At 65.0% G+C, this 26,364-nt stretch carries 25 protein-coding genes and 1 pseudogene; 11 read left to right on the top strand and 15 right to left on the bottom strand.

Annotation, left to right across the window (positions count from 1 at the left end):
* Positions 1-129 precede the first annotated feature (129 nt).
* The 5 genes from H3V53_RS27260 (at position 130) to H3V53_RS27240 (ending at position 5,034) form a co-directional block, all read left to right on the top strand.
* Positions 130-1,458 carry a hypothetical protein gene (locus H3V53_RS27260; protein WP_336600582.1) on the top strand — a complete coding sequence of 443 codons (1,329 nt, stop codon included), beginning with the start codon at positions 130-132 and terminating at the stop codon, positions 1,456-1,458.
* 106 nt (positions 1,459-1,564) lie between these two features.
* Positions 1,565-2,476: a glutamate/aspartate ABC transporter substrate-binding protein gene (locus tag H3V53_RS27255; RefSeq protein WP_419539586.1), complete on the top strand. Its 912-nt coding sequence runs from the start codon at positions 1,565-1,567 to the stop codon at positions 2,474-2,476.
* Between the two features lie 64 nt (positions 2,477-2,540).
* Positions 2,541-3,278 (top strand): amino acid ABC transporter permease, encoded by a 738-nt coding sequence (locus tag H3V53_RS27250; RefSeq protein WP_336600580.1) that lies wholly within the window; start codon positions 2,541-2,543, stop codon positions 3,276-3,278.
* 4 nt (positions 3,279-3,282) lie between these two features.
* Complete coding sequence (locus H3V53_RS27245) at positions 3,283-3,960, top strand: ABC transporter permease subunit (protein WP_336600579.1); 678 nt, start codon at positions 3,283-3,285, stop codon at positions 3,958-3,960.
* A 126-nt stretch (positions 3,961-4,086) separates the two neighbouring features.
* On the top strand, positions 4,087-5,034 hold the full coding sequence (locus H3V53_RS27240) for a LysR family transcriptional regulator (RefSeq protein WP_336600578.1): 948 nt from the start codon (positions 4,087-4,089) through the stop codon (positions 5,032-5,034).
* A 128-nt stretch (positions 5,035-5,162) separates the two neighbouring features.
* On the opposite strand, the gene H3V53_RS27235 is transcribed toward H3V53_RS27240, so the two are convergent.
* From H3V53_RS27235 to H3V53_RS27220, 4 genes are all read right to left on the bottom strand, one after another.
* Positions 5,163-5,462, bottom strand: a complete 300-nt coding sequence (locus H3V53_RS27235; protein WP_054923631.1) for a hypothetical protein — start codon at positions 5,460-5,462, stop codon at positions 5,163-5,165.
* 454 nt (positions 5,463-5,916) lie between these two features.
* Positions 5,917-6,075 (bottom strand): hypothetical protein, encoded by a 159-nt coding sequence (locus H3V53_RS27230; RefSeq protein ID WP_336600577.1) that lies wholly within the window; start codon positions 6,073-6,075, stop codon positions 5,917-5,919.
* A 66-nt stretch (positions 6,076-6,141) separates the two neighbouring features.
* Positions 6,142-6,390 carry a hypothetical protein gene (locus H3V53_RS27225; protein ID WP_336600576.1) on the bottom strand — a complete coding sequence of 83 codons (249 nt, stop codon included), beginning with the start codon at positions 6,388-6,390 and terminating at the stop codon, positions 6,142-6,144.
* Between the two features lie 45 nt (positions 6,391-6,435).
* Positions 6,436-7,743: a hypothetical protein gene (locus H3V53_RS27220; RefSeq protein ID WP_336600575.1), complete on the bottom strand. Its 1,308-nt coding sequence runs from the start codon at positions 7,741-7,743 to the stop codon at positions 6,436-6,438.
* 542 nt (positions 7,744-8,285) lie between these two features.
* Between H3V53_RS27220 and H3V53_RS27215 the strand changes: the two genes are divergently transcribed.
* The gene (locus H3V53_RS27215) at positions 8,286-9,386 is read left to right on the top strand and encodes an AGE family epimerase/isomerase (RefSeq protein WP_336600574.1); all 1,101 of its coding nucleotides are present in this window, start codon (positions 8,286-8,288) and stop codon (positions 9,384-9,386) included.
* Positions 9,387-9,480: 94 nt separating this feature from the next.
* Here the strand turns inward: H3V53_RS27215 and H3V53_RS27210 are convergent, their stop codons facing one another.
* The gene (locus tag H3V53_RS27210; RefSeq protein ID WP_336600573.1) at positions 9,481-11,091 is read right to left on the bottom strand and encodes a methyl-accepting chemotaxis protein; all 1,611 of its coding nucleotides are present in this window, start codon (positions 11,089-11,091) and stop codon (positions 9,481-9,483) included.
* A 243-nt stretch (positions 11,092-11,334) separates the two neighbouring features.
* Here H3V53_RS27210 and H3V53_RS27205 point away from each other — a divergent pair, with 243 nt between their 5' ends.
* Positions 11,335-11,778 (top strand): PaaI family thioesterase, encoded by a 444-nt coding sequence (locus tag H3V53_RS27205; RefSeq protein WP_336600572.1) that lies wholly within the window; start codon positions 11,335-11,337, stop codon positions 11,776-11,778.
* A gap of 116 nt (positions 11,779-11,894) precedes the next feature.
* On the opposite strand, the gene H3V53_RS27200 is transcribed toward H3V53_RS27205, so the two are convergent.
* The 9 genes from H3V53_RS27200 to H3V53_RS27160 form a co-directional block, all read right to left on the bottom strand.
* Complete coding sequence (locus H3V53_RS27200) at positions 11,895-12,743, bottom strand: ureidoglycolate lyase (RefSeq protein ID WP_336600571.1); 849 nt, start codon at positions 12,741-12,743, stop codon at positions 11,895-11,897.
* Positions 12,744-12,807: 64 nt separating this feature from the next.
* The gene (locus tag H3V53_RS27195; RefSeq protein WP_336600570.1) at positions 12,808-13,551 is read right to left on the bottom strand and encodes an SDR family oxidoreductase; all 744 of its coding nucleotides are present in this window, start codon (positions 13,549-13,551) and stop codon (positions 12,808-12,810) included.
* An 88-nt stretch (positions 13,552-13,639) separates the two neighbouring features.
* Entirely contained in the window at positions 13,640-14,470 is an 831-nt protein-coding gene (locus H3V53_RS27190) for an amidohydrolase family protein (protein WP_336600569.1), read from the bottom strand.
* Between the two features lie 18 nt (positions 14,471-14,488).
* The gene (locus H3V53_RS27185; RefSeq protein ID WP_336600568.1) at positions 14,489-15,529 is read right to left on the bottom strand and encodes an aldo/keto reductase; all 1,041 of its coding nucleotides are present in this window, start codon (positions 15,527-15,529) and stop codon (positions 14,489-14,491) included.
* A gap of 43 nt (positions 15,530-15,572) precedes the next feature.
* On the bottom strand, positions 15,573-16,877 hold the full coding sequence (locus H3V53_RS27180; RefSeq protein ID WP_336600567.1) for a UxaA family hydrolase: 1,305 nt from the start codon (positions 16,875-16,877) through the stop codon (positions 15,573-15,575).
* A gap of 15 nt (positions 16,878-16,892) precedes the next feature.
* Complete coding sequence (locus H3V53_RS27175) at positions 16,893-17,201, bottom strand: UxaA family hydrolase (RefSeq protein ID WP_336600566.1); 309 nt, start codon at positions 17,199-17,201, stop codon at positions 16,893-16,895.
* A gap of 24 nt (positions 17,202-17,225) precedes the next feature.
* A complete protein-coding gene (locus tag H3V53_RS27170; protein WP_336600565.1) occupies positions 17,226-18,260 on the bottom strand; it encodes an ABC transporter permease in 1,035 nt (344 codons plus the stop codon).
* Positions 18,250-19,773 carry a sugar ABC transporter ATP-binding protein gene (locus H3V53_RS27165; RefSeq protein WP_419539585.1) on the bottom strand — a complete coding sequence of 508 codons (1,524 nt, stop codon included), beginning with the start codon at positions 19,771-19,773 and terminating at the stop codon, positions 18,250-18,252. The genes H3V53_RS27170 and H3V53_RS27165 overlap by 11 nt, the downstream gene beginning before the upstream one ends.
* Before the next feature lie 8 nt (positions 19,774-19,781).
* A complete protein-coding gene (locus H3V53_RS27160) occupies positions 19,782-20,780 on the bottom strand; it encodes a sugar ABC transporter substrate-binding protein (protein WP_336600602.1) in 999 nt (332 codons plus the stop codon).
* Between the two features lie 335 nt (positions 20,781-21,115).
* On the opposite strand from H3V53_RS27160, the gene H3V53_RS27155 reads away from it, so the two are divergent.
* The 4 genes from H3V53_RS27155 to H3V53_RS27140 all read left to right on the top strand — a co-directional run bounded on the left by H3V53_RS27155 (position 21,116) and on the right by H3V53_RS27140 (position 24,185).
* Positions 21,116-21,898, top strand: a complete 783-nt coding sequence (locus tag H3V53_RS27155; RefSeq protein WP_336600601.1) for an IclR family transcriptional regulator — start codon at positions 21,116-21,118, stop codon at positions 21,896-21,898.
* 253 nt (positions 21,899-22,151) lie between these two features.
* A complete protein-coding gene (locus H3V53_RS27150; RefSeq protein ID WP_054923648.1) occupies positions 22,152-22,967 on the top strand; it encodes a phosphatase PAP2 family protein in 816 nt (271 codons plus the stop codon).
* A gap of 72 nt (positions 22,968-23,039) precedes the next feature.
* Complete coding sequence (locus H3V53_RS27145; RefSeq protein ID WP_336600563.1) at positions 23,040-23,525, top strand: hypothetical protein; 486 nt, start codon at positions 23,040-23,042, stop codon at positions 23,523-23,525.
* Between the two features lie 117 nt (positions 23,526-23,642).
* Entirely contained in the window at positions 23,643-24,185 is a 543-nt protein-coding gene (locus H3V53_RS27140; protein ID WP_336600562.1) for a hypothetical protein, read from the top strand.
* Positions 24,186-24,248: 63 nt separating this feature from the next.
* On the opposite strand, the pseudogene H3V53_RS27135 reads toward H3V53_RS27140, so the two are convergent.
* Positions 24,249-26,364: pseudogene (locus tag H3V53_RS27135) on the bottom strand (bifunctional acetate--CoA ligase family protein/GNAT family N-acetyltransferase); the annotation flags it as partial.

The raw sequence follows: 26,364 nt of genomic DNA, 5'->3' as shown, positions 1-26,364 counted from the left end.
ATAGCGTCCCGAAGAAAAAGAATTATATCGAATCGATTCGTAACGATATCCTTTCGTTCAACTTTCGCCGAGGACCTCCGCCGACGTGAGATTCGCGGCGCTTCCCAACGCATTCCGACGTTTTCGCTCATGACTGCTTCGTCCCGTCCGATGATCGAACCCGACAATTCCACGTTGCCCGCCGTCGCTCGCCGTTGCAGGGTCCAACGTCTGGGCGACGGCGAGCTGCATCATTTTTTCGGCTACTACAACAAGACGGCATGGGATCGCACGGGGCGTTACGTGCTGGCCAACCGGGTCGCGATGATGGATGCGCCGCTCGTGCCGGAACTCGAAGTGGAAGTCGGCTGCTTCGAACTCGGCGACGACGGGATGTTTCGCGCATTCGACACGACGCGCGCGTGGAACTGGCAAATGGGCTGCCAGTTGCAATGGCTGGACGGCGAAGCCGGCCGCAAGGTCCTCTACAACATCCGCACGGACGATCGCGCCGCGCACTACCCGGGCTTCGGCGCGACGATTCTGGACCTCGACACGGGCGCGAAGCGGGCGCTGCCCTTGCCCGTCTACGTGAGCGCGCCGGATAGCCGCTACGCGCTGTGCGTCGATTACCGGCGCCTGTACGTCACGCACGAAACGATCGGCTACAGCGAGCGCGGCGGACCATTCGATATACCGCTCGCGCCCCGCGACGACGGCATTCACCGGATGGATCTCGCGACGGGCGACGTGACGCTCATCGCCAGCTATGACGCGCTGCGGCGCTTTCATCCGAAGCCTTCGATGCAGCGCGCGATTCATTGGGTGAGCCATATCGAAATCAATCCGGCGTCGTCGCGTGTGCTGTTCCTGCATCGCTGGACTGAGCGCGTCGAAGACGAAACCTGCTTCCTGCATCGCCTGATCACGATGAATCCGGACGGCTCCGGCATGCGGCTGCTCGAATGCTCGGACCATCCGCTGCCGCAGCTCGCCGACGACTTCGATCCCTCCGCTGTGGGCACGTTCGACTATGAGAAGTCGGAGCACCAGATCTCGCATCCGTTGTGGCGCGACGACGCGCACATCGTTGTGTGGGGTCCGCATGCCGGCGAGATTCACTATCACCTCTACGAAGACAGCGATGCCGGCAACGTCAGCGTGATTGGCCGCGACGTGCTGACGGAGAACGGACACATGTCGTTTTCTCCCATCGACGCGCGCTGGCTGCTCTCCGACACCTACCCCGATGCGCAGACGCACCGGCGCGTGCTATTCCTGTTCGACATGCGCGACGGCGTGCGCCACGACCTCGGCGAGTTCTACGCGCCGCCGTGGCTGAAGAAGGAAAACCGCTGCGACCTGCACCCGCGCTGGCGCCGCGACGGCCTGGCCGTGTGCATCGACTCCGTTCACGAAGGCGCGCGGCAGATGTATGTGATCGACGTCTCGCCCATAACAGGCGTGGACAACCCGTAGCAACGACAGCGTGGCGTTGGCGGGCGCGGCACGTTCGGGTGCGCACGACCTTCGCCAGATGGAGACAGGCATGAACCGAAGCAATCCGAATCGCGTAAGTACGCGCATGGCGGCCGCCAAGGCAGCGGTTTCGGCAGCGATGCTGGCGTTCGCGGCAAGCGCGAACACGCAGGCAGTCGCGGCAGAGCCCGCGCTCACCGGCACGCTCAAGAAAATTCACGACGACCACATCATCACCATCGGCTTTCGCGACGCGTCGATTCCGCTTTCCTATTACGACGCGCAGCAGCAGCCGATCGGCTATTCGATCGATATCGCGAACCTGATCGTCGCACGCATCAGAGCGCAACTCGCGCAACCGGACCTCAAGGTGCGCATGATTCCGATCACTTCGCAAAACCGCATCTCGCTGCTGCAAAACGGCACCATCGACTTCGAATGCACGAGCACGACGAACAATGCGGAACGCGCGCAGCAGGTTGCGTTTTCCAACAACTTCTTCGCGATCGGCACGCGCCTGCTGGTCAAGAAAACGGCGGGCATCAGGGACTTCGCCGATCTCAACGGCAAGACCGTGGTTGTCGGCGCGGGCACGACGTCGGAAAAGATCTTGCGCAGACTGAATGTCGAGAAGTCGATGGACATGCAGATCATCAGCGCGAAGGACCATTCCGAATCGTTTCTGATGCTGTCGACGGGGCGCGCGAAAGCCATGATGATGGACGACGCGCTGCTTGCCGGCGAGCGCGCGAAGGCGCCGCATCCCGACGACTATGAGATCGTCGGCACGCCGCAGTCGTACGAGGCCTACGGCTGCATGCTGCGTAAGAACGATGCCCCGATGAAGGCCGTGATGGACGCGGCCATCGCCGATGCGCAAAAGTCCGGGCAGGCCGCCCGCCTCTACGCACGCTGGTTCATGCAGCCCATTCCGCCCAAACAGCTCAATCTGAACTTTCCGATGTCGCCGCGCTTGCAGGCGCTGTTCGCGCGGCCGACCGACAAGCCCGCTTCCTGAAAGCGCGCCTTCCGAGGCGCAAACGGGTCGCGACGCAAGGGACATAGGGGACGCAAGGGACGCAATGGACTACTCATGGTATTGGGGCGTGCTGTTGCAGCCCGTCGCAACGGGCGAACGCGACACCTATTTCGGCTGGCTGCTGTCGGGCCTCGTCAATACCGTCGTGCTAACCGTGCTCGCGTTTGCGCTGGCACTCGCCATCGGCACCGTCGCGGGCATCATGCGCACGCTGCCCAGCCGCGTGGCGAACGCGGCCGCCGCGGCATACGTGTCGATCTTTCGCGGCGTGCCGCTGATCGTGCAGTTCTTCATCGGCTTCTTCGCGCTGCCGGAATGGTTGCCGGGTTCGCTCGGCGATCAGTTGAAGGCTCTGCCGCCGCATCTGCAGTTCATGAGCGCTTCCGTGCTCACGCTCGGCATCTATACGGGTTCGCGCGTCTGCGAACAGGTGCGCGCGGGGCTCATGGCGCGCCCGCGCGGTCAGCTGCAGGCGGCGCTCGCGCTCGGACTGACGCGCGCGCACGCTTATCGACATGTACTGCTGCCGATGACGTTTCGCACGATCGCCCGTCCGCTGACATCGGAGCTTCTGATCATGTCGAAGAACTCCGCCGTCGCCTCGACGATCGGACTGCTCGAACTGTCGGGACAAGCGCGGCAACTGGTCGATTACACTGCGCAGCCGTATGAGTCGTTTATCTGCGTGACACTCGCATACATCGCGCTGAATTTCGTGATCCTGCGCGCCATGAACTGGTTGCGGCGTCGCAACGGCGTGCCGGGATTGATGGGGAACTGACCGCATGCTGGAGATGGATTGGCAGGCTTTATACGCCGCGAAAGCGGTGCTGCTCGAAGGAATGGGCATCACGCTTCAGATCACGGCCGTCGCGATTGCATGCGGCCTCGCGCTCGGCACCGTGCTCGCCGTGCTGAGCCTGTCGCCGAACCGGCTGTTGAAGGCGGGTTCGCACGCCTATGTCGCGCTGCTCCGCTCGATTCCCCTCGTGATGCTGCTGCTGTGGTTCTTCCTGATCGTGCCGCAATGCCTGAAGACGCTGTTCGATTTGCCGCCGACCGTCGACGTGCGGCTGATCTCGGCGATGGTCGCCTACGCGCTGCTCGAAGCCGCGTTCTTCTGCGAGATCATCCGCGCGGGGATCGCCAGTCTGCCGCGCGGCCAGATCCACGCCGCGCAGGCGCTCGGCATGACGCCCGCGCAATCGATGCGCTACGTGATCCTGCCGCAAGCGTTTCGCGCGATGGTGCCCGTCGCGCTCACGCAATGCATCGTCATTTTCCAGGACACGTCGCTCGTCTACGTGATCGCGCTCGGCGATTTTTTCCGGCGCATGACGGCCATCGGCGAACGGGACGGCACGCTCATTCCGATGCTGCTGCTCGCGGGCTCGACCTACTGGGTCATCAGCACCGCGTTGATCGCGATGACGCGAGCGCTTCGGACGAGGCTCGCGCGGTGACGGGCTCGCATGGGATCGCGCCGTGTCCGCGGCTCGCTGTGAAGCTGCTGCGACGCTGCTGTAAGCGACGGCATTCCGTTTTATGACGTCTGTGTCCCTAAACGCCACACGGGACTTTCGAAACACATGAAGATCCATCAGCTCCGCGCCCTTGTCGCTGTCGCCGACACGGGCAGCGTTCGCGGTGCCGCGCGCATGCTCAACGCGTCGCCGGCCGCCGTGACGCAAAGTCTCCAGCAGATCGAAGGCGATCTCCGGCTGCAACTGGTCGCGCGCACGCCGTTGGGCGTCACGCTGACACCCGATGGGCTCACGCTGCTCGCGCATGCGCGCCTGATCGTCGGCCAGATCGCGCGCGCGCATCAGGCCGTCGACACATTGCGCGGCGAGACGCGCGGACGGCTCTCCATCGCCGTGACGGCCTGGGTCGCGATGGCGTTCCTGCCGGACGCCGTGCTGCGGTTCCGGCAGCGCATGCCCGAGGTTCAACTGGAGTTTTTCGAAGGCTTGCTCGCGATTGCCAATCCGCGCCTGCGCGACGGCAGCCTCGACATCTACATCGGGCGCCAGACGCCTGGCGAGGCCTCGGCGTTCGCGTGCAAGCCGCTCTTTTCGTCGACGCGTGCCGTCGTCGCGCGGCAAGGCCACCCGCACGCGGAGAGCCGGGCGCTCGAGGAACTGCTCGATCTCGACTGGCTCGTCGCCCTCGACCCGGAGACGGAAGGTCTCGCGCCGTACAAGATGTTCGCGCAACACGGTCTGCCGACGCCACGCAGCATCCATTTCCTGCATTCGCTGACGGTCGCCGTCGCGCTGCTGCAGAAAACGGACATGGTGAGCATCTTCCCGTGGCCGCTCGTCGAGTTGTGCGCGCCGCACGAATCGCTTTGCGCGATACCTGTGCGCGAGCAGTTGGACGACTCCATGGTCGGCGTCATCTCGCGGCCTGGCGAACCGTTGAGCGCAGCCGCCGAGTGCTTCGTCCAATGTCTGACCGAGACCATCCGTCGCCCGGCCTCGACATACACGCCCGAAATGCGCCGAGTGATGAATTCAGTCGATGTACTGATCTGACGGGCGGCTATCCAGCCGCTTTCCGCTGCATCAACGACGAGGCCGGCGCGCTCCTTCGAGCGGGCCGGCCTTCGTTTGCCTTCACCATGTCTTTTCAGACGTCGCGAGGCATGCCGTCATTCAGCGCATCAGTAGTAGCGCGGCGGCGGGGGACGGTGGTCGCGACCATGGTCGTGGTACGGGTCGCGATCGTGCGGGTGATGACGCATCCATTCATCGTGCGCCCAGTAACGATGGCCGTCCCAGTAACGGTCGCCATGCCAGCCGATGTTGACCTGCACGCCCACGGGCATCATGTGCGGCTGCGCGTAGGCAGGCGGCGTGTGCACGGGCGCGTATTGAGCAAAGGCGCTACCGGCGCCGAGCAGCGCGCCACCCGCGATCAACGCAGCGACAATCGAACGCGACGTCTTGTTCAGTGCTTTCATGGCTATTCTCCCTATCGAGTTTCGTTGCGAGCGACGGTCGGGCCGACCACGACGGTCAGTGATGCGCGCCGTTCGCTTGAGACCCACTTTAGCGGCGCAGACCTTTCACAGACGTGAAGACTTGTAAGCGCACATTTCAAACGGAGCGCAGCACCCGGGCGCGGGTCAGGTGCGTCTTCGTCGCGGTTTCACGACGCTTGACGCCATTTGGCGGACCGCGCGGTCTGGATGACCGTCAGCGCCCGTTACATTCATTTCAGCCCCGAAATAATGGGCGCCGGATGGCGATGCGCTGCGCAATGCCGAAATGCCGAAATGCCCGACGAAGAACGCGAGCCCATAGTGAGCAGAAAAACAAAAGCCCGGCAGTAGCCGGGCTTTTCAGTTTCGCCGCTTCTGGATGGCGGCGAGATGCGCAGTGCAACGTCTTTTGGTGTCCTGGACGTCTTGGCGATCAGTCGGTCAGACGGACGCCGAACATGGTTGCTTGCGACTTGCGAACACGCTCCGCTTCGCGGTGACGTGCTTCGTACGAATAATCCGAATCCAGAGGCAAGTGAGGCGACGCGAAGAGGTCGCTAACCTTTTGGAACAGCGCGAAAAGATAGTTCATGGCGACTCCCGGTTGGTTTGGTGATCTAGGGTTTTCCCTTAAGATGCAGTATAGGGTTTTCCCGAATCAAAAGCTAGCGCATTGCAGCAATTTTTCGGCGCGACGATCCGCCGCGAAGCCTTCCAGCGCATATTGCAATGCATCATTCCCACCCGGATAAGGCTTGCAGATCTGCCCCCGTTTCGTAACGACTGATGCGAACGCGCCACAACGTCCTGTAACTTGGACAATATGCAAACAGGCCGTTAGTGCGTTTTTGGAGACAGCCATCGCCTGAAAGATGCGGGCCGCCTGCTGCTCGCTTCGACAATCCATCGACCGCGCGTCGAACGACGCGGCGGACGGCGGGCAAAGGCTCAGCTAGTGAGTGTGCGCTGACTTACGCCGCTGAGCGTGCTGCGCGTGCGCGGGGTGCGCGTCGGCGGGCTTGGCCGGCGGGGCGGCGGGTGCGGGCATCGCCTGGACGGGAGCCTGCGCGCTGACAGGAAGGCTGGTGGTCGACGAATCGGTGTCGAGCAGCGTCGCCAGGGTAGCTTGCTGGTTCAGCATCATCTGCTCGATGCGTTGCTCATGCGCGGTCGATTGACGGGAAAGGCGCAACAACAGCAGCGTCTGCGCGATACCGATTGCGATCGTCATCAGCAGCGCGCCTACGACGATCGACAGCAGCCATTTCATCCGCCGCGAGTGATCGCCTGCGGCGCGGCGCTGGTCGGCGATGACACCGTACAGCGCGTCGACGGTATCGGCGAAGGCGGCCGCGCGCGCCTGGTCCAGTTCCGGCGTGGCGCGCGAAGTGTGAACCGCTTGCGGCGTCAGCGAGGAGGTCGCACGCGGCGAATGAACGGTCGCTTCGGCGTGCATCGTCGAAATGCCGGGCGATGTCGACGCGCCCGATGCGCGCGCCGATGTTGCTGGCATCGCGGACGTCGATGGCGAGCGCTGTCGCGCGATGCCTGAAGCGGCAGGTGCGGCGGATTCGGAGGCGGTGGTTGCTTCAGTGGCTCGGCGCGAAGGTTTCGCAGCGTCCGCGGCGGCGTCCTGGTTGGCATCGACGCTTTCCACTGGATCGGCCAGCGTGACAACGTCGCTCTCGCCGCCTGCCGCCAGACCTGCATCCGCCGGCATGACTCGCCGCGACGCAGCCACGCTGCGCGCAACGCTCGCGGCAGCCGACGACGTCGTCGACGCAGGCGCCGTCGCTTCCAGACCCGCCTCAGCCGCGCGCCCCGCATCACTGGCCGGTGTGGGTGTTTCCGTATCGATCACCATCTGGCCGCTGTGCGGATCGACGAGCGTGTCGGGCGTTTTCGACGCCGTCCCAGCGCGCCCGCCGGCTTTCTGCGCCGCCGCCGGGCCAGCCGTAAAGCCCACGCCGTCGGGCGCGCCGGCAGCGGCCAGCACGACATCGGGCAATTCGAAGCCCTGCAGCGTGCCTTGCCGCACGTCGATGTTCTGCGCCTGCTGTTCGGCGCGCGCCGTTTCGTCGGGGAAAAGGTCGAGCGTGCTGTCGTCGCGCGCGGCGTCGCTCAGTTGCGCGAGCCGCTGCGCCGAGCGCGCCGCGCGCGCCAGCTTGTTTTCGGTCTCCGAAGAGACCGTCGACGCGCGCTGCTTTTGCGAGCGGCCACGCGCCGGGCGGGAAATCGTGGATTCTGCGGAATCTGCCATGTAGGAAAAGCGCAAGTGCAGCGTTCGTCGCCTGACGGCCGGGACGGGCGCTCCAGCGGGGCCCGGCGCCGTCGCGCCCGCGCCCATCCGATGCCGACTTTTGCCCGCGCAGGATTTCCGTCGACGGGTACGCGGCGTTTCGCGCCTCGCCCGTTCCGCGCAAGCTGCCTGCTGTCGGCGCCCGTCACCATTGCCGCCGGTGTTTTTTAGAGCCGGCATTGTCTCATGCAAAACGGAGCGCAGAAACGGATCGCCGCCTTTTTGCGACGGCACGCGCTCACGGGCGGCGGCGCCCGCCGTTACACAGGCTCAGCATCGTCCCGGAAACGCCTTTACGCCGGGCATGCCGCGCAATGGTCCGCAGACGCCAGGTACGCGTGTTGTTCCCCTTGTGATATTGCCTGGCCTACCCGGACCGGATGTGTCTGACGGCCTCCCGCTTTTGGGACAGCCCGCGCCGATGGTTTGTTATGCTGGGGCCCCGGCGCGCGCCTCGTCGCCCGCCACGCATCCATCAGTCAAACTTTCGACGCTTTCGCACCATGAACACGACCGCCTCCACGCCCGAACTTGCAGCCGCGCTGCGCGACCACTTCGCGCGCGTCATCCTGCCGATCTGGCAGGGGCCGGGTTTCAACGCGGCGCTCGGGCTGCCCTACGAAGCCGTCGCCGCCGATGGCCGCACGCCATTGCCCGTCGCGCGTTATCGCGCCATGGCGTGTGCGCGGCAGATGTTCGTGTTCGCGCTCTCGGGCGAGATGCAGCATGCGCAGCGCCTGTTCGAATCGCTGACACATGTCTTCCAGGACACGACGCATGGCGGATGGTTCTATAGCGTGGACGCGCAAGGCGCGCCGCTCGACACCACCAAAGACCTGTACACGCACGCGTTCATCGTGTTCGCCTGCGCCGAATATGGCGCGCGCTCGGGCAACCGCGATGCGCTTGACATCGTGCATGCGGCGTCATCGCTGATCGAAGACCGCTTTGGCGCCGGCAACGGCCTGCTGCACGCGGCACTGGCCGCCGATTTCTCGCCGATGGGCGGCGCGCCGCTGCAGAACCCGCTGATGCATCTGACGGAGGCGTGGCTCGCGGCTCGCGCCGCGACCCGGGACGCAGCCTTCGATACGTCACTCGCGCGGCTCGGCGGCGCGATCGCGCGAACCTTCGTGCACCAGCCGACAGGCTGTATCGCCGAGTTGCCCATCGGCAGCACGGACAATCGGCTCGAGCCGGGCCATCAGTTCGAATGGTTCTGGCTCGTGCAGCAGGCGGGCGACGTGCTCGCGGGCTCGGGCCTGCGCGAATCGCTCGCACAGGCGTTCAGCTTCGCGCACGAGCGCGGTGTGGATGCGGCAACGGGCGGCGTGCACGCGGCCCTCGACGAAGCGGGCGGCATCAAGGATTCGACGCAGCGCATCTGGGCCCAGACCGAGTATCTGCGCGCGCTCGCCGTGCACGACGATGCCGGCGTGCGCGCGCTGTTGCCGCAGCAGATCGAGCGCTTCCGGCCGCGATTTCTGAACGCGCGGGGCTGGGTCGAATGCAAGACGCTCGCGGGCGGCGTTGCGCGCGACGACATGCCGTCGACCACGCCCTATCACCTCGCGACCGCTTACGCCGCTTTGCCCGGCGCCTGAAGCAAAGCCGCGCGGCAGCGGAAAAACAAAACCCCGCGAAGCGGCCGGCTTCGCGGGGTTTTTGTTTTGTCTGCGTATCGGACGAAGCAGCCGCTCAGATCGCCACTGGATCGCTCAACACCGGCGCCATCGCGGCGCGCGTGCGGTGCGAACTCAGCACGACATCGGCGATTTCGAATGCGGACACGGCGTCCTTCAACTGCCGCGTCTGCTGATGCAGCGACGAGGCCGCCGCCGCAGCCTCTTCGACGAGCGCCGCGTTCTGCTGCGTCATCTCGTCCATTTGCACGACGGCCTGGTTGACCTGCTCGATGCCCGTGCTCTGCTCGTGCGACGACGCGCTGATCTCGGCCATCATCTGCGTGACACGCGAAATCGAATCCGACACGTTGCGCATCGCCTCGCCCGCGCGCTCCACGAGCGCCGAGCCGCCCTGGATTTCCGCGACCGATTCGCTGATCAGCTGCTTGATTTCCTTCGCCGACTGCGCGCTGCGCTGCGCGAGGCCGCGCACTTCGCCCGCGACGACGGCAAAGCCGCGTCCCTGCTCGCCCGCGCGCGCCGCCTCGACGGCCGCGTTGAGCGCGAGAATGTTGGTCTGGAATGCGATGCCGTCGATCACCGAGATGATCTCCGCGATGCGGTCCGAACTCTGCGCAATGCCGTGCATCTTCGCGACGACCTGATTGACGACATCGCTGCCGTGCGACGTCGCGTTGAGCGCGGTCTCGGCCAGCGAATTCGCCTCGCGCGCGTGGTCGGCGTTCTGGCGTACGGTCGCCGTCAGCTCTTCCATGCTCGACGCCGTCTCTTCGAGCGACGCCGCCTGGTTCTCCGTGCGCGCCGACAGATCGGCGTTACCCGTCGCGATTTCGTCAGCGCCGATGTAGATCGAATCGGCGGCTTCGCGCACGGTCTTCACCGTGCGCGCGACGCTTGCCTGCATCACAGCCAGCCCCGAGAACAAACGGCCGATCTCGTTGGTGCCGCGCGCTTCGATCGGCTGGTTCAGGCGGCCTTGCGCGATGCGCTCGAAATGGCGGCCCGCTTCTTCGAGCGGCGCGACGACGCCGCGCCGCAGCGCCATGTACACACCCGCCGTGCCCGCCAGCAGCAGCGCGAGAATCGCGAGGCCGACCGAGCGGAACAGCGTCTGGAACCCATCGATCGACTCCATTGACGCGCGACCCGTTGCGTCACCGAATTGCGTGAAGTTGTGCAGCTCGGTCAGATACGCGTCCTGCATGCCCTGGGTCGGCTGGTCGAGGAATGCCTGGATGTTGCCCGCGTCGAGATACTGCGCGAGCTCGCCGAGCGCCGTGTGAATCTTCTGGTACTTCTCGTTGAGCGCCGCGGCGCGCGCGCTGTTTTCGTCGTTGAGCTTGGGGGCGTTCATGAACTCCGTGAACGAGCGGTCGGCGGCGGCGATCTGCTCGCGCGCGTGCTGGACGATGTCGGTCGGCTCGGCGCCGCCGCGCACCATCCGCGTGCCGGCGCGCGACAGGTTGATGCGCGCGTCCATCAGGTGCTGCGTCGTCTCGTTGACGGCATTCACCTGATGCAGCGCGACGTTGGCGAGATCGTTGACGTTGTCATGCGTACGCGTCATCGCCCAGAAACCGAGCCCCTCCGTCGCCAGCTGAAAAATACAAAAAGCGGCCAGAACACATAACAAGCCGGATGCAACCTTGATCTTGCTGAACATCGAGACACCTGAATTGCTGAATAAGGACGGGAGTGCATCCGGGTTTACGGCAATGTCCTGCGATGCCTTGAGCGTTCGTCAGGAAAATTCCGGGAACGTATGCGTTTCGGCGGCTTACGCGGTTCGTTCGTCTCGCTTCCCACAATAATCGGCCCGCAATCTTTGCGAATTACCTTGACGCAGCGCATTAACGCTTCCTAGAGTGGGGACATCGCCACGCGGGCCATGCCCGAAGGAATCACGATGACCGACTTACTCGATCGGGCGCGGGGCGCATTGCACGCCCAGCCGTTCAGCGTATTGCTCGGGACCGAGCTGATGTATGTCGGCGCGAACGAGCTGACGCTGTGTCTTCCCATTCGCGACGAGTTGCGGCAACAGCATGGTTTCGTGCATGGCGGCGTGATCAGCTATCTCGCCGACAACGCGCTGACCTTCGCGGGCGCGCTGGCGCTCGGGCCGCGGGTCGTGACGGGCGAATACAAGATCAACTATTTGCGGCCTGCCGTGACGGGCGTGCTGATGGCGCGGGCGGAAGTGGTGTACGTCGGCCGTCAGCAGGCGACGTGTCAGTGCAATGTGTTCGTCACGGACGGCGATAAGGAACGGCTGGTCGCCGTGGCGCAGGGAACGATCAATCGCATCGGGGATGGTTCGGAGAATGGCTCGCAGCACGCGGGGGAGTGAGGGGTGGGTTGTTTGTGCGGCACTGACGCCGCGATGGCACGACGCGGATGCCCTCGAAGAAAGAGCGAACCGCATCGCGCGCGCCGGCGCAATCGCCGGGCCTCACTATAAAAGCCTTATTCCGCCGAATACGTCTTCTGACTTTGCTCCCCGAGCCCTTCAATGCCCAGACGAACGCTCTGCCCCGCCTTCAGATAAACAGGCTCCGGCTTCACGCCCATTCCCACTCCCGGCGGCGTACCCGTGGAAATCACATCGCCCGGCTGCAGGCTCATGCACTGCGACAGATACGACACCAGCTTCGCGACGCCGAACACCATCGTCTTCGTGCTGCCGTTCTGATAGCGATGGCCGTCCACTTCGAGCCACAGCTTCAGGTCCTGCGGATCGGGCACTTCGTCGCGCGTGACGACCCACGGGCCGATCGGGCCGAACGTATCGAAGCCCTTGCCCTTGTCCCACTGGCCCGCGCGCTCGATCTGCCACTCGCGCTCGGAGACGTCGTTGATCACGCAATAACCCGCGACGTAGTCGAGCGCGTTCGCTTCGTCGACGTACTTCGCTTCCTTGCCGATCACCACGCCCAGTTCCACTTCCCAATCGGTCTTCTTCGAGCCGCGCGGAATTTCGATGCCGTCGTTCGGACCGACGATCGCGCTCGTCCACTTGTTGAACACGACGGGCTCCGTCGGCACGGGCAGGTTCGATTCGGCGGCGTGGTCCGCGTAGTTCAAACCGATGCACACGAACTTGCCGATCTTGCCGACGCACGGTCCGATGCGCGGATTGCCCTCGACCACGGGCAGCGAAGCCGGATCGAGCGCGCGCAGCTTCGCGAGCGCGGCATCCGTCAGCGTGTTGCCGTCGATGTCCGCAACCACGTTCGACAGATCGCGGATCTTTCCTTGCGCATCCAGCAAGCCCGGCTTTTCCTGACCTTTCGGTCCATAACGAAGCAGTTTCATCGCTGCAGTTTCCTCTGTTCAGTGATTCCGTAGTTCATGAATATCGATGCCGCGCCGCGCATTCTCAGTTCGACCAGCCGCCGTCGATCACATGCGCCTGGCCCGTCGTGAATGCCGATTCGTCCGATGCCAGATACAACGCCAGCGCCGCGATTTCTTCCGGCTTGCCCACGCGCCCCATCGGCTGACGCGCGACGAACGCCGCGTGCACCGCTTCGACCGTCGAGCCCTGCGCCTTCGCCTGCTCGGCGATGCGCTGTTCGAGCGAAGGCGAGTGTACCGTTCCCGGACAGATCGCGTTGCAGCGCACGCCGCGCGTGACGAAATCGGCGGCGACGGCTTTGGTCAAGCCGATCACGGCCGCTTTCGATGCGCCGTACACGAAGCGGTTCGGCACGCCCTTCACGCTCGACGCCGCCGACGACATGTTGATGATCGACCCGCCGCCCTTCTCCAGCATGGCAGGCAGGAACGCGCGGATCATCCGGTACATCGCCTTCGCGTTCAGATCGAACGCGAAGTCCCAGTCTTCTTCGCTGGCTTCGAGAATCGAGCCCGCATGCACGTAGCCCGCGCAATTGAACAGCACGTCGATCGCGCCGATTTCACCGGCGAGCGCCTTGATCGCGGCGCCGTCGAGCACATCGAGCTTGCGCGCTTCGACGGGCTTGTCCTGCAACGCGTCGATGCGGATATCCGTCGCGATCACGCGCGCCCCTTCACGCGCGAACAGCTCGGCCGTGGCAAGGCCGATGCCTTGTCCTGCTGCGGTGATCAAGGCCGTCTTGCCGGCCAGTCTTTGTACCATCTACGGCTCCCAGTGGATTGGCGTTTAAGTCATACCGGGTATTGCAGCGGCTGCTCACCGGCGCGAGCGTGAATGCTTGACAGCGTATTCAAAGACGATAGAACGCGGCCGCATTGCCGCCGAAGATCGCGTCGCGTTCGGCGTCCGCGAGTTGCGCGACGAGCAGCGTCGCGATCGAATGCCAGAGCAGATAATCGCCGTTCAGGTTCAGCACTGGCCAGTCGCTGCCCCACATCAGGCGCTTCGGCCCGAACGCGGCCAGCAGATGATCGACATACGGACGCAGCGTCGCTTCCGTCCAGCCTTGCGCGGCTTCCGTTGCGAGACCCGACAGCTTGCAATGCACCTGCGGATGGCGCGCAAGACGCGTGATGCCTTCGGCCCATGCATGCCAGCCCGCGCTGCCGTCGCGGATGGGGGGCTTCGCGCCGTGATCGATCACGATGCGCAACTGCGGAAAGCGCTGAATAAACGCGTCCAGCGCATCGACATGACGCGTGAAGATCAACGCATCGAATGCGAGGTCGCTGGCAATCAACGCGTCGACGGCGGGCTGCAACGCGGGATTGGCGATCCAGTTATCGTCGGGCAAATCTTGCAGCATCGGCCGCACGCCCTTGAATTTCGGCTCGCGCGCGAGTTCGGCGATCAACGCGGGCGCGTGGGCATCGAGCATCGGCACCCAGCCGACCACGCCCGCAATCGAATCTTCGTTGCGCGCCAGCTCGAGCAGATAGCGCGTCTCGTCGACAGTCGGCGCGGCCTGCACGACGACCGTTCGCGCGACGCCCGCGCGCTCGCGCAGCGGCGCAAGGTCGCCGGGTCCGAACGTGCGATAGAGCGGCGCGAGATCGGGCGTGAGCCAGCCGTAGTCGCCGCGCTCGGGGTTCCAGTAATGTTGGTGTGCGTCGATCTGCATGATGTGTGTCCGAGGGAGCTAGTTCTTCGGCACGGGTGCGCGCGGATCGAGCAAGCCTTTGTCGCGCAGCGCCTGCCACAGTTCAGCGGGAATCGGCTTATCGAACGAAGCCACATTCTCGCGCAGTTCGGCCGCGTTGCGCGCGCCCGTCAACACCGTCGCGACGGCAGGATGCGCGTATGGAAACTGCAACGCCGCGGCAGCAAGCGGCACGCCATGTACCTTGCACACGGCTTCCAGCCGCGCGACGCGCTCGATCACGTCGTGCGGCGCGTCGCCATAGTTGAATTTCAGATCGCCTTCGACGCCGCGCGCGAGAATGCCCGAATTGAACGCGCCGCCCAACAGAATGCTGACGTTGCGCTTCTCGCATTCGGGCAGCAGATCGTCGAGCGTCGCCTGTTCGAGCAGCGTGTAGCGGCCCGCGAGCAACGCGCAATCGATATCGAACTCGCGCATGGCATCGAGAATCGGCGCGCCTTCGTTGACGCCGAGGCCCACGGCTTTTACCGCGCCTTGCGAGCGCAGATCGTCGAGTGCGCGAAAGCCGCCGCCTCGCGTCAGCTGCTGCCAGTAGTGCGCGTTGCGCTCGCCGTGCGTGACGACGCCAATGTCATGCACGAGCAGAACGTCGATCTCGACGATGCCCATGCGCTGCTGGCTGTCTTCGAACGAACGCAGAATGCCGTCGCGCGTGTAGTCGTAGATCGCTTCGAACGGCAGCGGGTTTTGCCAGCCTTCGCTGCCGTCGTATGGGTTCTTGCGCGGCACGAAATGACGGCCAACCTTGGTCGACAGCACGAACTCGCTGCGCGGATAGCGCCGCAGCGCGTCGCCGAGACGATGCTCGGCTTTCGTGTGCCCATAGTGCGGCGCGGTGTCGAAGAAGCGCACGCCCGCGTTCCACGCGGCCTCGACGGCGCCGAACGCTTCCTCGTCCGAAAGATCGCGATACAGCCCGCCGAGCGGCGCGGTGCCGAGACCGAGCCCCGTCACCTGCAAGCCACGCGCACCGATGCCGCGCCGCTTGCGCACGTTCGAATCTGTCGCGTTCGTCATTGCCTGAGTCTCCTCTTCATGTCATGCCCCTCGCGAGTGCCGCTCATTGCGCCGCCAGACCGATCACGCGATGCGGCAGCGCCGCATTGGCCGGCAAACAGGCCGGTCCGACGGGCTCGAACGTCTTGTACGTCAGAATAAACTCCTGGTGCCCGAGCGATTCCGATTTCGACGCCGCGCCGTTCGCGACAGCCACCGTCACGTCGAATACTTCGCGGCCCACTTCGTCGAGCGTCGCACGGCCTTCAAGGATACGCCCTGCATCGACATCCATGTCGCCGGACAGATTGCGATAGGTGTCCGGATTCGCGCAGACCTTGATGACGGGCGAGATGGCCGAGCCGACCACCGAACCGCGTCCCGTCGTGAACAGGATCACGTGCGATCCGCACGCGATCAGTTCCGCGATTTCCGCGTTGTCGCTGATGTTCGGAAAGCCGAAACGCGGCTCGCCGTCGGGCACGACGTCGAGCAGATAGAGGCCGCCAGTGGGCGGCACGTCACCGGGCTTCACGATGCCGACGATCGGCGACGCGCCGCTCTTCGCATACGCACCGAGCGACTTCTCTTCCTGCGTCGTCAGCCCGCCGTCCGCGTTGCCGACGGCGAAGCTGCCGTGGCCGAGTATCGAGTAATAGCGCGCGGCCTTCGCCACGCACGCGACGATTTCATCGCCCAGATCGTCGCGTGCCGCACGGCTTTTCATATGAAACTCGCAGCCCACCAGTTCGCCCGTCTCTTCGAAAATGCAGGTGGCGTCCTGTTCGATGAAGCGATCGAACGCACGCCCCACGGCCGGGTTCGCGGTGATGCCGCTCGTGCCGTCCGAGCCGCCGCAGACCGTGCCGATCACCAGTTCGGACAGCGCCATCGGCACCTTGCGTTGCTGCGCGAGTTCGCCGCGCGCTTCGCACACCCAGTCGATGCCGTATTGAATCGTGCTGCGCGTGCCGCCTCTTTCCTGGATCGTCAGCACCTGCACGGGGCGTCCGCTCGCGCGCACGGCATCGACGAGGTAATGCTTGTTCATGCTCTCGCAACCGAGCGACACGAACAGCACGGCGCCGACGTTCGGATGCGTGGTCAACTGCTCCATCATCTTTTCGGCGTAACTGTTCGGATAGCAGCCGGGAAAGCCGATCAGATGCACAGGCGGCTCGTGTTGCGTGGAAGGATCGTCGAATGCATCGAACGAAGGACGAAATTGCGCGACGATCTCGCGCGCCACGTGATGCGCGCATTCGACCAGATACGCGACGGCGACTACGTTGCGAATGCCCTTGCGTCCGTCGCTGCGCAGATAGCCTTGCAGTGGCGCGCCGGCTGTTGCCATTGGAATGTCGGTCATGATGATGGGCCTGCGTCAGTGTTGGACGAAAGCGTGTCCCGCGTCGTGCGTGTACGTGGGCAGGTAATCGCTTTCGACGTTGTGCGTATGCAGATGCTCGCCGCGCGCGACATCGGCTGTCACATGGCCGATCACCGCGCCGTAGCGCAGCACTTTGTCTTCGGCATGCAACGCGTGGCGCGCGATCTTGTGACCGAGTTCGATGGTCTTCGCGAGCGTGATGCGCTCGCCTTCGATGTCGAGCTGCGTGCCCGCGTCGAGCCGCGCGCCGGCGATCAGGCAGTTGTCCTCGGGGCTGAGCAGAATGAGGCGGGGATCTGTCATGTCGGTTTTCTCCTTCGCCATGGCTCAGTTTTGCCCTTCGCCGCTGGCAAGGCGCGCCACCATCAGCGAGCCGAGAATGATCGCGCCGTAGATGGCCTGAATCCAGAACGACGGCACTTGCGCGAGCGTCAACAGGTTCTGCACGACGCCCAGCAGCAGCACGCCGGAGAGCGCACCGAGCATCGTGCCCTTGCCGCCGTCGAGCGAAATGCCGCCGATCACGGCCGCCGCGAACACCGTGAAGATCATGCCATTGCCCTGGTTCGCGTTGATCGCGCCGACATAGCCCGTCACGACGAGCCCGCCTATCGAAGCCAGCACGCTGCCGAGCACGAACACGCCCCACGTGATCCGTTCGACGCGTATGCCCGCCGCGCGCGCCGCTTCCGGATTGCCGCCGATCGCATACAGCGCGCGGCCCAGCCGGTGATAGCGCAGCATGAACGCCGCGACGCCGAACGCGATGGCCGCGAGCCACACGGACAACGGCAAGCCGAGCACGATGGTGGTCGCGAGTTCGAAGAACGACGGCGGCATGTCGAACAGCGTGCCGCCTTTCGTCGCGCCGACCAGCATGCCGCGCAGCACGATCAGCATCGCGAGCGTGACGATGAACGCGTTCAGCCGCAGCCGCACGACGAGAAAGCCGTTGATGAAACCGATCACCGCGCCGACCACGAGAATCGCCAGCAAGCCCGCCGCTGCCGGCCATTCGAAGCCGAAACCCGCCGACGCCGCCGGCATCACCAACATCGCGCCGACAGCGGGCGCGATGCCGACCGTCGATTCGAGCGAGAGATCGAACTTGCCCGTCAGCACGATCAGCGATTCGGCGAGCACGACGAGCGCCAATGCCGCCGACGCGCCCAGCACGCTGATGAGGTTCGCCTTCGTCAAAAAGCTCGGGCTGACGAACGCGCCGATCACGATCAGCAGCGCGAGCGCGGGCAGCAATGCGAGATCGCGCAGCCGCGCGAACCCGATGCGCCCACGCGCGGCATTGGCGCCCATGCCTTGAGCCGATTGAGCCGCCGCGAACGCGGGCACACTATTCTTCATGGAGACTGACTCCTTCAACGGATGCGATCAGGTCGTGGTCCTGCCAACCTGCCGGAAATTCGGCCGCGACGCGGCCACGGAACATCACGAGCACGCGGTCGCAGACGCGCAGGTCGTCGAGTTCGCCTGACGCGACGATCACCGCCTTGCCCTCCTCGCGCACGCGATCGACGACAGACAGCAACGCTTCTTTCGACTTCACGTCGACGCCCGCAGTGGGATCGATCAGCACGAGCACGTCGGGATCGGTGGCGAGCGCGCGCGCCATCACGACCTTTTGCTGATTGCCGCCCGACAGGCCCGACACCGCCTGCTCCGGCCCCTGCGCGACGATGCCGAGCGCGTCGATCATCCGCTTGCCGAACGCGTTCTTTTTCGCGGGCGCCGCGATGCCGAATTTGCCGAGCATGCGCGTGATGGTCATCGTGGCGTTCTCCGCGATCGATTGCGTGAGCACGAGGCCTTCGTGATGGCGGTCCTTCGGCACGCAGCCGATGCCGCGCTTCAATGCGGCGGGCACGTCGCCCAACGGCAATGTTGCGCCGTCCACGCGAATCGCGCCGCGTTGCGGCTTGCGCAATCCCGCGATCGCTTCGGCGACGCTCGTGCGGCCGCTGCTCGTCGCGCCCGCAATGCCGATCACTTCACCGCGCTTCACGGCAAACGTCACGTCTTCGTAGTCCGCGCCCGTGAGCGCGTCCACCTGCAATGCCACGGCCGTGCCGGAACGCAGCGGCTCGCGCGCGGCGGCATCGGCGACATTCAGTCCGCCGCGCTCACCCGTCATCGCTTCGATCAGTTGCTCGCGCGGCAACGCCGACACCGGCGCACTGACGATATGCCGCGCATCGCGCAACACGGTAACGGCCTGGCAAATCTCGTACACCTCCTGCAGATGATGCGAGATGAACAGGAACGTCACGCCTTCTCGCTGCAACTCTTCGATACGCCTGAATAGCCGCCTGATTTCGTCGCCGTCGAGCTGCGCGGTCGGCTCGTCGAGGATGATGAAGCGCGCGCCGTACGACAGCGCCCGCGCGATCTCGACCAGTTGCCGCGCCTCGACAGTGAGATCGCCCGCGCGCGCATCTTCGCGCACGTCGATCTTCCAATGATCGAGCAGCGCGCGGGCGTCGCGGCGCATGGCGCGCCAGTCGATCACGCCGCGCTGCATCGGCTGACGGTTGATGAACAGATTCTCCGCGACGCTCAGGTCGCGGATGATCGTCGAATGCTGATAGACGCACGCGACGCGTTCGCGCCACGCGTCGCGGTCGGCGACAGGCGGCGCGAGTTCGCCGTTGAAGCGCACTTCGCCGGTGTCGGGCTTGCGCAGTCCCGTGAGGAGCGACACCAGCGTCGACTTGCCCGCGCCGTTGCGCCCGACCAGCGCGTGCGATTCGCCCGGCAGCACGCGCATGCTCACGTCTGTCAGCGCCGCGTGGCTGCCGAACCGCTTGCCGACGCCGAGCGCCTCGACGACCGCGCCCGGTGCGCTCGCGTCGTGGGTCATGTCAGCGCTCATTTCAGCGAGTTGCCCCAAAGGTTCTTGTCGTCGACGTTCGCCTTCGTCACGAGCGGCGCGGGCAGCTGATCTTCGAGCACGCCGCCTTGCAACTGCACGATGTTGCTGCCGTGATCGGTCGGGCCCGGCTTGAACGTCTGCCCCGCGAGCGCGGCCTTCATGTAGTAGAGGCCGTATTTCGCGTATAGATCGGCGGGCTGCGAAATGGTCGCGTCGATTTCGCCCTTGCGGATCGCGTCGAACTCTTGCGGAATGCCGTCGTTGCTGACGATCACGACGTGCTTCTCATTGCCTGCGGGAAACAGCATCTGCTTGCGGCGCAGCGTCTGCAGCGTCGGCGACAGATAGACGCCGCCCGCCTGCATGTAGATCGCCTTCACGTCGGGGTTCGCCGTCAGCAGGCTGTCGAGCGAACTGGCCGCGACATCGCCCTTCCAGCCTGCGGGAATTTCCAGCAGCGACAGCGCCGGATAGTTCTTCAGACACGCGCGGAACGCTTCGGAGCGGTCGCGTCCGTTGACGGAAGCCAGATCGCCCATGATCTGCACGACCTTGCCCGACTTCACATGCTCGCCGATGTACTTGCACGCGTTCGTACCATACGCGCGGTTGTCGGCGCGCACGACCATCGCGACCTTGCCTTGCGTCGGCGCTACGTCGACGGCGACGACAGCGACGTTCTTCGCGGAGGCCGCGTCGAGCGCGCGGCTGATCGCCGCCGAATCGATCGGCCCGACGACGATGCCCTTCGCGCCCAGGTTCACCATGTTGTTCATGTCGGTGATCTGCTGCGCGGGGTCGTTGTTCGAGTTGACGGGCGCGAGGACGTCGATGCCCATTTCCTTCGCGTACTTCGGCAGATAGTTGTTGTACGACTGCCAGAACGGCGAAGTGAGCAGCGGCAGGCCGAGCCCGACCTTGCCCGTGTCGGCCTGCGCGGCCGTGCTGAACGTGATGCCCGCAATGCCGGCAAAACATGCGGCGGCGGCGCCCATCAGCGCGTGGCCGAAACGACGCGCCGAGCGCGGCTTCGTGGCGAATTCCATACTTGTCTCCTGTATCGACGGCAGCCTGCGCCTGTCGCGGCTGGCCCCGTCTCATGCTCCGTTGTGGGATGAAGAACCGGGTACACATCGGCCTGCATTTTCTTGTCATGGGCATTGGTGCGTTGATTCACCAATGAACGTATTATTCATATACGAACTTTTACAAGTCAAGAACGGCGCGATGCAATCCGCGTGGGTGTTTTCCCTGGCGGGCGCTGCCCTGTGTGACAGTGTTTTGCCGCCGATAATCAGTGCGAATGCCAAAAACCAACCGACTGCCGACGATGGAAGTAGAAGACAAGGACGACGCCGACCGGTATCGTGCGCCCGCGCTGGACAAGGGTCTCGACATACTCGAACTGCTTGCGGAGCAGAAGGGCGGGCTCACGCGCGCCGAGATCACGAAGCTGCTCGGGCGCAATGCGAGCGAGATGTATCGGATGCTCGAGCGGCTGGTCGCGCGGCAGTACGTGGTGCGTTCGGCGGGCGGGGACCGTTATTCGTTGAGCCTGAAGCTGTATGCGCTTGCGCATCGTCATCCACCGATGAACCGGCTGATTTCCGAGGCGTTACCGCTGATGCAGCGCTTCGCGGCGGACGCCGAGCAGTCGTGCCATCTCGCCGTCTACGATCGCGGCAATCTGCTCGTGATTGCGCAAGTGGACGGGCCGGGCACGTGGGGCATTTCCGTGCGGCTGGGCTCGCGGGTCGGCTTGATCGACACGAGTTCGGGGCGCACGCTGCTCGCGTTTCAGACAACCGAGCAACGCGCGCACATGCTGGCCGAACATACGAAGGTCAAAGGCGAAGTAACGATCGATCATGACGCGCTCGAAAGTGCTTGCGCCACAATTCGCCGCGCTGGTTTTTCGCAGAAGGATAGTCAGCAGATTTTCGGTGTCACCGATCTGACGTTTCCGCTGGTGACGGCGTCCGGGCAGGCGATTGCGGCGATGACGTGTCCTTATCTGAAGCGGATCGATGAGTATGTGGCGCCGTCGCTGGAGCAGGTGACGCAGATGTTGCGGGAGACGGTGCAGGGGCTTTCGATGTTTGCGGAGTCTTGAGTTTTTTTGGTCTGCACGAGACTACTGCAGCGCATCGCTCCATAAATTCCCCCCTTTTTGAGGGGGAGGCAGGCACTTCGGCCCCACTAGACTACTCCGCGGAGCGGCGTGGACATGGAGGACATGCCTCGCAGCCGCGTTCAATCGTCTGTGTGCTCGCGTCAGGATTTTTCCGTTAGCAGTCCTCAAGCGCGCGAGCGAACCTAAAAAATTCGGTCGAACAATGAAAACACGCGTAGCAGCAAAACTTGCAATGGCAGCGGGCACATGCGCGCTGACGTTCGCCAGCGCGATATCGGCGCAGCAGCAGCAACCGCAACCGGCGCCCGTCAAGGAATTCCGGCCAGGCTATCTGACAGGCTACCTCGCCGCCGCCGAGCTCCCGAACAGTCTGGAACTGGTGCCGCCTGCGCCCGCAACGGGCTCTGCGCAAGCCCAGGCGGATGACGCATTCAACAAGGCAAGTCAGACCCTTCGCGATACCGCGCGCGGCAAGCTTGCGACGGCGGACGCACAACTGTCCTTCCCCGCCGCCGCCGACGCTTTCTCGTGCGCCGTCGGTGTCGCGATCAACAGCACTGAAACGCCCTACCTTTACCAGTTGATGCGCCGAAGCCTGACGGACGTCGGCCTTTCAACCTATCGCGCCAAGAACACCTACAACCGCACGCGCCCGTTTGTGGCCGGAAGCCAGTCGACGTGCACGCCAGCCGAAGAAGTGGCGCTTCGCAAGGACGGCTCCTATCCGTCAGGTCACGCGGCCATCGGATGGGGCTGGGCGCTGATCCTGAGCGAACTCTCGCCGGGGCAGTCGCAGGCGGTGCTGGCGCGAGGTCTGTCGTTTGGCGAGAGCCGTTCCATCTGCAACGTGCATTGGGCAAGCGACATCAGCGCGGGACGTCTGATGGGCGCCGCCACCGTGGCCCGCTTGCATGGCAGCAGCGAGTTCGAGGCAGACATGAAACAGGCCGCGATCGAAATCGCCGCCCAACGCGCCAAGGGCAAGCTGCCCGCACACGACTGCGCCGAAGAGGCGGCGGCGTTGGCGATCAAGGCGAAGCAGCCGTAGCCCGATATAGCAAGCACCGTCTCCTAGCATCGGCCAGCCGTCCCGACTGGTCTCCACCAAGCGTGATACCGCGTGCCAAACGAATACCAACAGTATCTGATCGAGCGGTTCGAAGAAGAGGTGGTGGGCGAATCGCTCTTTCACAGCTTGTCGGAACACGCCGCCAATTCAAACCGACAGCAACAGTGGCACACGCTGGCGCAACTGGAGACCGAAACGAAGGAACATATCCGCGCTGCATTGCGCGCGATGGGCGTGGAAGTGGCGGAACAACGCAGCAGCATCGAACGCGGACAGCAGCTCGCGAAGCGGTTCACCTGCATGCCGTGGCGGGAGTTCATGACGGTGTTCCGGCCATCGCTGGAAAACTTCGTGGCCGAGTTCACGACCGCCGAGAACATGGCACCTGAAGAAGGCAAGCAACGCGCGTTGTTGCGTCACATCACGTTGCACGAGAAGGCGCTGCTGGAATTCGCGTGCCGCGAGATCGAGGGGCGCAGCGATGCATCGCTGGAACCTGTCGTCGCGCTGCTCGGTGCGCAACTGCCCGACAGCTGATGCACGCGACGCAGGCGCATCCGGCACGTCGGGACTTGGGATGCGCGCTGCGATAGAATGTCGGCCCTTTTCCAAATCGAACGGTCCGCGCGCCCCGGGCGCGCGAACCGAATCTACATGGCCAAACTTCTGTCCGACCTCGAATTCCAGCGTTTCTCCGAACTCCAGCAGAAGCAGGCAAGCTTCACCATCACCAGCGAAGAAGCCGACGAACTGCGCGAAATCGTCTCGCGCGCGCAGCAAAAGCGCGACGACCGCGCCGCCGCGATGAAGCAGATCGAAACCTTCATCGCGCAGTTCGACATCACGCCCGACGAACTCTTCTCCGCCGATCAGATCGGCGACGCCGCGCGCAACTTCGGTCTGATCCCCGCTGCGAAGAAAGAGCGCGTGCTGCCGCCGACCATCACGTTCAACGGCAAGCCGTATCAGTGGACCCGCGCGCTGCCCGACGAAGTCCGCGTGCCGCTGTTCGAAGCGTTCTCGGCGGGACAGTCCGTCAAGCCGTTCATCGCCACGCCGAAGGACGCAACGCGCTGCGCAGCGACGATCGCGCGGCTCGAACAGGAAACGGGCGCAACGTACGCGCCCGAGTGGCTCGAAGAACTGTCGATTTCGCGCGAACTGGTCGCGGCGGCAGCCGCAAAACTCGCGGCCTGAACGAAGTACGCGCGTCAAAGCACACGCGGGAAAAGCCGCGCGGGCGCGCCCGCACCGCGTCGCTCAGCGCGCTTTCGGCGCGCACGCAGGCGACGCGCCGTACCCCGGCGCGCCGCCTTTTTCGTTGCCCTCATCCGGCTCGTCGAGCGCCATCCTGAAACCGACGATGCCCGGGTCTTCCGTGCGCGTCGTCGTGAAGCCGACGGCCGTCGCGAGCCCGATCATTGCTGCGTTCTCGCGCAGCGCCTCGCCGATGATCCAATGCGTGCCGCGCGTGCGCGCGTACGCGATGATGCGCTCCATCAGCAGCCGCCCCAGCCCTTTGCCCTTCTGATCCGAGCGCACGGCCATCGCGAATTCGGCCGTCTCGTTGTCCGGGTCGGCGACGACGCGCACCACGCCGAGCGTGCGGATCGAGCCGTCGGCGTTGTGCGTCGTCGCGATCAGCGCCATCTCGCGGTCGTAGTCGATCTGCGTCATGCGCGCGAGCTGCGAATGATCGAATCGTCCGACGGCGCCGAAAAAGCGCAGGCGCAGATCGTCGGGCGTCATTGATTCGACGAACTCGCGATGCGCCGCTTCGTCTTCGGGACGGATCGGCCGCACAGTGATGCGCTCGCCGCGCCAGTCGAGCGTCTCCTCGTAACGGCGCGGATACGGCATGATCGCGAAGCGCGTGCGGTTCGCCGACAGCCGCAGGCGCGGCGCGACGATCGCCGCGCCGTGCTTCATCACGCGCAGCGCAAGCTTCAGGGAGACGATCTCGCGAATCTCCGACACCGCCTCCGAAATCGACGTCAACGCATTGAGCATCGGCTCGGGCGCGACCTCGCGTGCGTACGCGGAATTCGACAGGATGTCGCGCGACAGCACGGGGTTCAGCGGCGGCAGGCCGAACACGCACATCGGCCGCGCCTCGTCGTGCTCGGGCGGCGCGGTGAAGCGGAACACGGGGCCGAAGTTGTCGTCGTCGCGTAATTCGACGGTGATATCGACGACGGCGTCCTCGCGCGCGTCGTCGGGCACTGTGCGCAGGCCGAAGTGCGCGAGCAGCCGCGCGGCCTCGTCGCCTTCGAGTTCCGTCACGCCCGACGACAGCGCCGCGCACGCCTGCGCCTGTGCGGCGTCGATCGCTTCCGGCACGCGCGCGGGCTGGCCTTCGGGCGTCTGCATCAGCAACTCGCGCACGAGCCGATATTCGACCAGACGCTCGAACGCGCGCGCGAGCCGCTGCGGCGTCGTGTGCACGGGAATGCCGTGCTCGTGCAGCGCGTCGCGCGTGTCGCGCTTCACGCCGCCGAAAAAGCAGGCCAGCAGCCCGCGATACGCGTAACGCTGGTTCGCGATCAGCGCCTGCGCGACTTCCTCGACGGGCGCGCTGTGCGTCGACGCATGCACGACGAAGGCCGTGCCCGTCAAACGATGATCGGCGAGCGTCTTGATCGCCGCGCCGAAATGCTCGGCGCGCGCGTCGCTGCCGAGCAGCAGCGGATTGCCGGGCACCACGCGCGGCAGCGCTGCGCGAGCGCATCGACGGCGCTGGGCGGACAGGGCGCGAGCGTGTCGCCGGCGGCTTTGAAGGCGTCGGTGGCGAGCGTCGCGACGCCGCGGTCGCTCGTGATCAGCGTCGCCGTCGCGCCCGCCGCGACGCGCCCCACGCCGAGCGTTTCGATTTCATCGAGCAGATCGTCGAGCGCATCGACGCGCACCATGCCCGCGCGCCGGAACGCGGCGGTGTAGAGCGCGTCGTCGGGGTCGGAGCGGCCCGAGCGCAGCGCCAGCACCGGCTTGTTGCGCGCGGCCGCCCGCGCCGCCGACATGAACTTGCGCGCCGCCGTCACCGAATCCACTTCGAGCAGGATCGCGCGCGTGCCGGGATCGCTTGCCAGATAGTCGAGGACGTCGCCGGCATCGACGTCCGCTTCGTCGCCGAGCGCCACCGCGTGCGAAAAGCCGAGCCCGCGCGCATGCGCCCAGCCGAGCACGGCGTTGGTCAGCGCGTTCGACTGCGACACCCACGCGACGCCGCCCGAGCGCACCGTCACCGAGGGCGCGCCCAGATGCGCATTGAGCGCGGGCGTCACGACGCCCAGGCTGCCCGGCCCGACGATGCGCAGCAGATGCGGCCGCGCCGCCGCCAGCGTGTGGCGCACGTCGGCGCGGTCGTCGTCGCAGCGCG

Source organism: Paraburkholderia bengalensis, from assembly GCF_037126505.1.
Taxonomy (GTDB): domain Bacteria; phylum Pseudomonadota; class Gammaproteobacteria; order Burkholderiales; family Burkholderiaceae; genus Paraburkholderia; species Paraburkholderia bengalensis.
This window is presented reverse-complemented; position numbering and strand designations above follow the sequence as displayed.

Excerpts from the sequence above, each read along its gene's own strand:
- H3V53_RS27165 (WP_419539585.1), bottom strand. The coding sequence starts at position 19,773 with ATGACCCACGACGCGAGCGCACCGGGCGCGGTCGTCGAGGCGCTCGGC.
- H3V53_RS27230 (WP_336600577.1), bottom strand. The coding sequence starts at position 6,075 with ATGAACTATCTTTTCGCGCTGTTCCAAAAGGTTAGCGACCTCTTCGCG.
- H3V53_RS27225 (WP_336600576.1), bottom strand. The coding sequence starts at position 6,390 with ATGGATTGTCGAAGCGAGCAGCAGGCGGCCCGCATCTTTCAGGCGATG.
- H3V53_RS27210 (WP_336600573.1), bottom strand. The coding sequence starts at position 11,091 with ATGTTCAGCAAGATCAAGGTTGCATCCGGCTTGTTATGTGTTCTGGCC.
- H3V53_RS27235 (WP_054923631.1), bottom strand. The coding sequence starts at position 5,462 with ATGAAAGCACTGAACAAGACGTCGCGTTCGATTGTCGCTGCGTTGATC.
- H3V53_RS27220 (WP_336600575.1), bottom strand. The coding sequence starts at position 7,743 with ATGGCAGATTCCGCAGAATCCACGATTTCCCGCCCGGCGCGTGGCCGC.
- H3V53_RS27155 (WP_336600601.1), top strand. The coding sequence starts at position 21,116 with ATGGAAGTAGAAGACAAGGACGACGCCGACCGGTATCGTGCGCCCGCG.
- H3V53_RS27200 (WP_336600571.1), bottom strand. The coding sequence starts at position 12,743 with ATGAAACTGCTTCGTTATGGACCGAAAGGTCAGGAAAAGCCGGGCTTG.
- H3V53_RS27215 (WP_336600574.1), top strand. The coding sequence starts at position 8,286 with ATGAACACGACCGCCTCCACGCCCGAACTTGCAGCCGCGCTGCGCGAC.
- H3V53_RS27180 (WP_336600567.1), bottom strand. The coding sequence starts at position 16,877 with ATGACCGACATTCCAATGGCAACAGCCGGCGCGCCACTGCAAGGCTAT.
- H3V53_RS27205 (WP_336600572.1), top strand. The coding sequence starts at position 11,335 with ATGACCGACTTACTCGATCGGGCGCGGGGCGCATTGCACGCCCAGCCG.
- H3V53_RS27190 (WP_336600569.1), bottom strand. The coding sequence starts at position 14,470 with ATGCAGATCGACGCACACCAACATTACTGGAACCCCGAGCGCGGCGAC.
- H3V53_RS27150 (WP_054923648.1), top strand. The coding sequence starts at position 22,152 with ATGGCAGCGGGCACATGCGCGCTGACGTTCGCCAGCGCGATATCGGCG.
- H3V53_RS27195 (WP_336600570.1), bottom strand. The coding sequence starts at position 13,551 with ATGGTACAAAGACTGGCCGGCAAGACGGCCTTGATCACCGCAGCAGGA.
- H3V53_RS27240 (WP_336600578.1), top strand. The coding sequence starts at position 4,087 with ATGAAGATCCATCAGCTCCGCGCCCTTGTCGCTGTCGCCGACACGGGC.
- H3V53_RS27140 (WP_336600562.1), top strand. The coding sequence starts at position 23,643 with ATGGCCAAACTTCTGTCCGACCTCGAATTCCAGCGTTTCTCCGAACTC.
- H3V53_RS27170 (WP_336600565.1), bottom strand. The coding sequence starts at position 18,260 with ATGAAGAATAGTGTGCCCGCGTTCGCGGCGGCTCAATCGGCTCAAGGC.
- H3V53_RS27175 (WP_336600566.1), bottom strand. The coding sequence starts at position 17,201 with ATGACAGATCCCCGCCTCATTCTGCTCAGCCCCGAGGACAACTGCCTG.
- H3V53_RS27255 (WP_419539586.1), top strand. The coding sequence starts at position 1,565 with ATGGCGGCCGCCAAGGCAGCGGTTTCGGCAGCGATGCTGGCGTTCGCG.
- H3V53_RS27250 (WP_336600580.1), top strand. The coding sequence starts at position 2,541 with ATGGACTACTCATGGTATTGGGGCGTGCTGTTGCAGCCCGTCGCAACG.
- H3V53_RS27260 (WP_336600582.1), top strand. The coding sequence starts at position 130 with ATGACTGCTTCGTCCCGTCCGATGATCGAACCCGACAATTCCACGTTG.
- H3V53_RS27185 (WP_336600568.1), bottom strand. The coding sequence starts at position 15,529 with ATGACGAACGCGACAGATTCGAACGTGCGCAAGCGGCGCGGCATCGGT.
- H3V53_RS27245 (WP_336600579.1), top strand. The coding sequence starts at position 3,283 with ATGCTGGAGATGGATTGGCAGGCTTTATACGCCGCGAAAGCGGTGCTG.
- H3V53_RS27160 (WP_336600602.1), bottom strand. The coding sequence starts at position 20,780 with ATGGGCGCCGCCGCCGCATGTTTTGCCGGCATTGCGGGCATCACGTTC.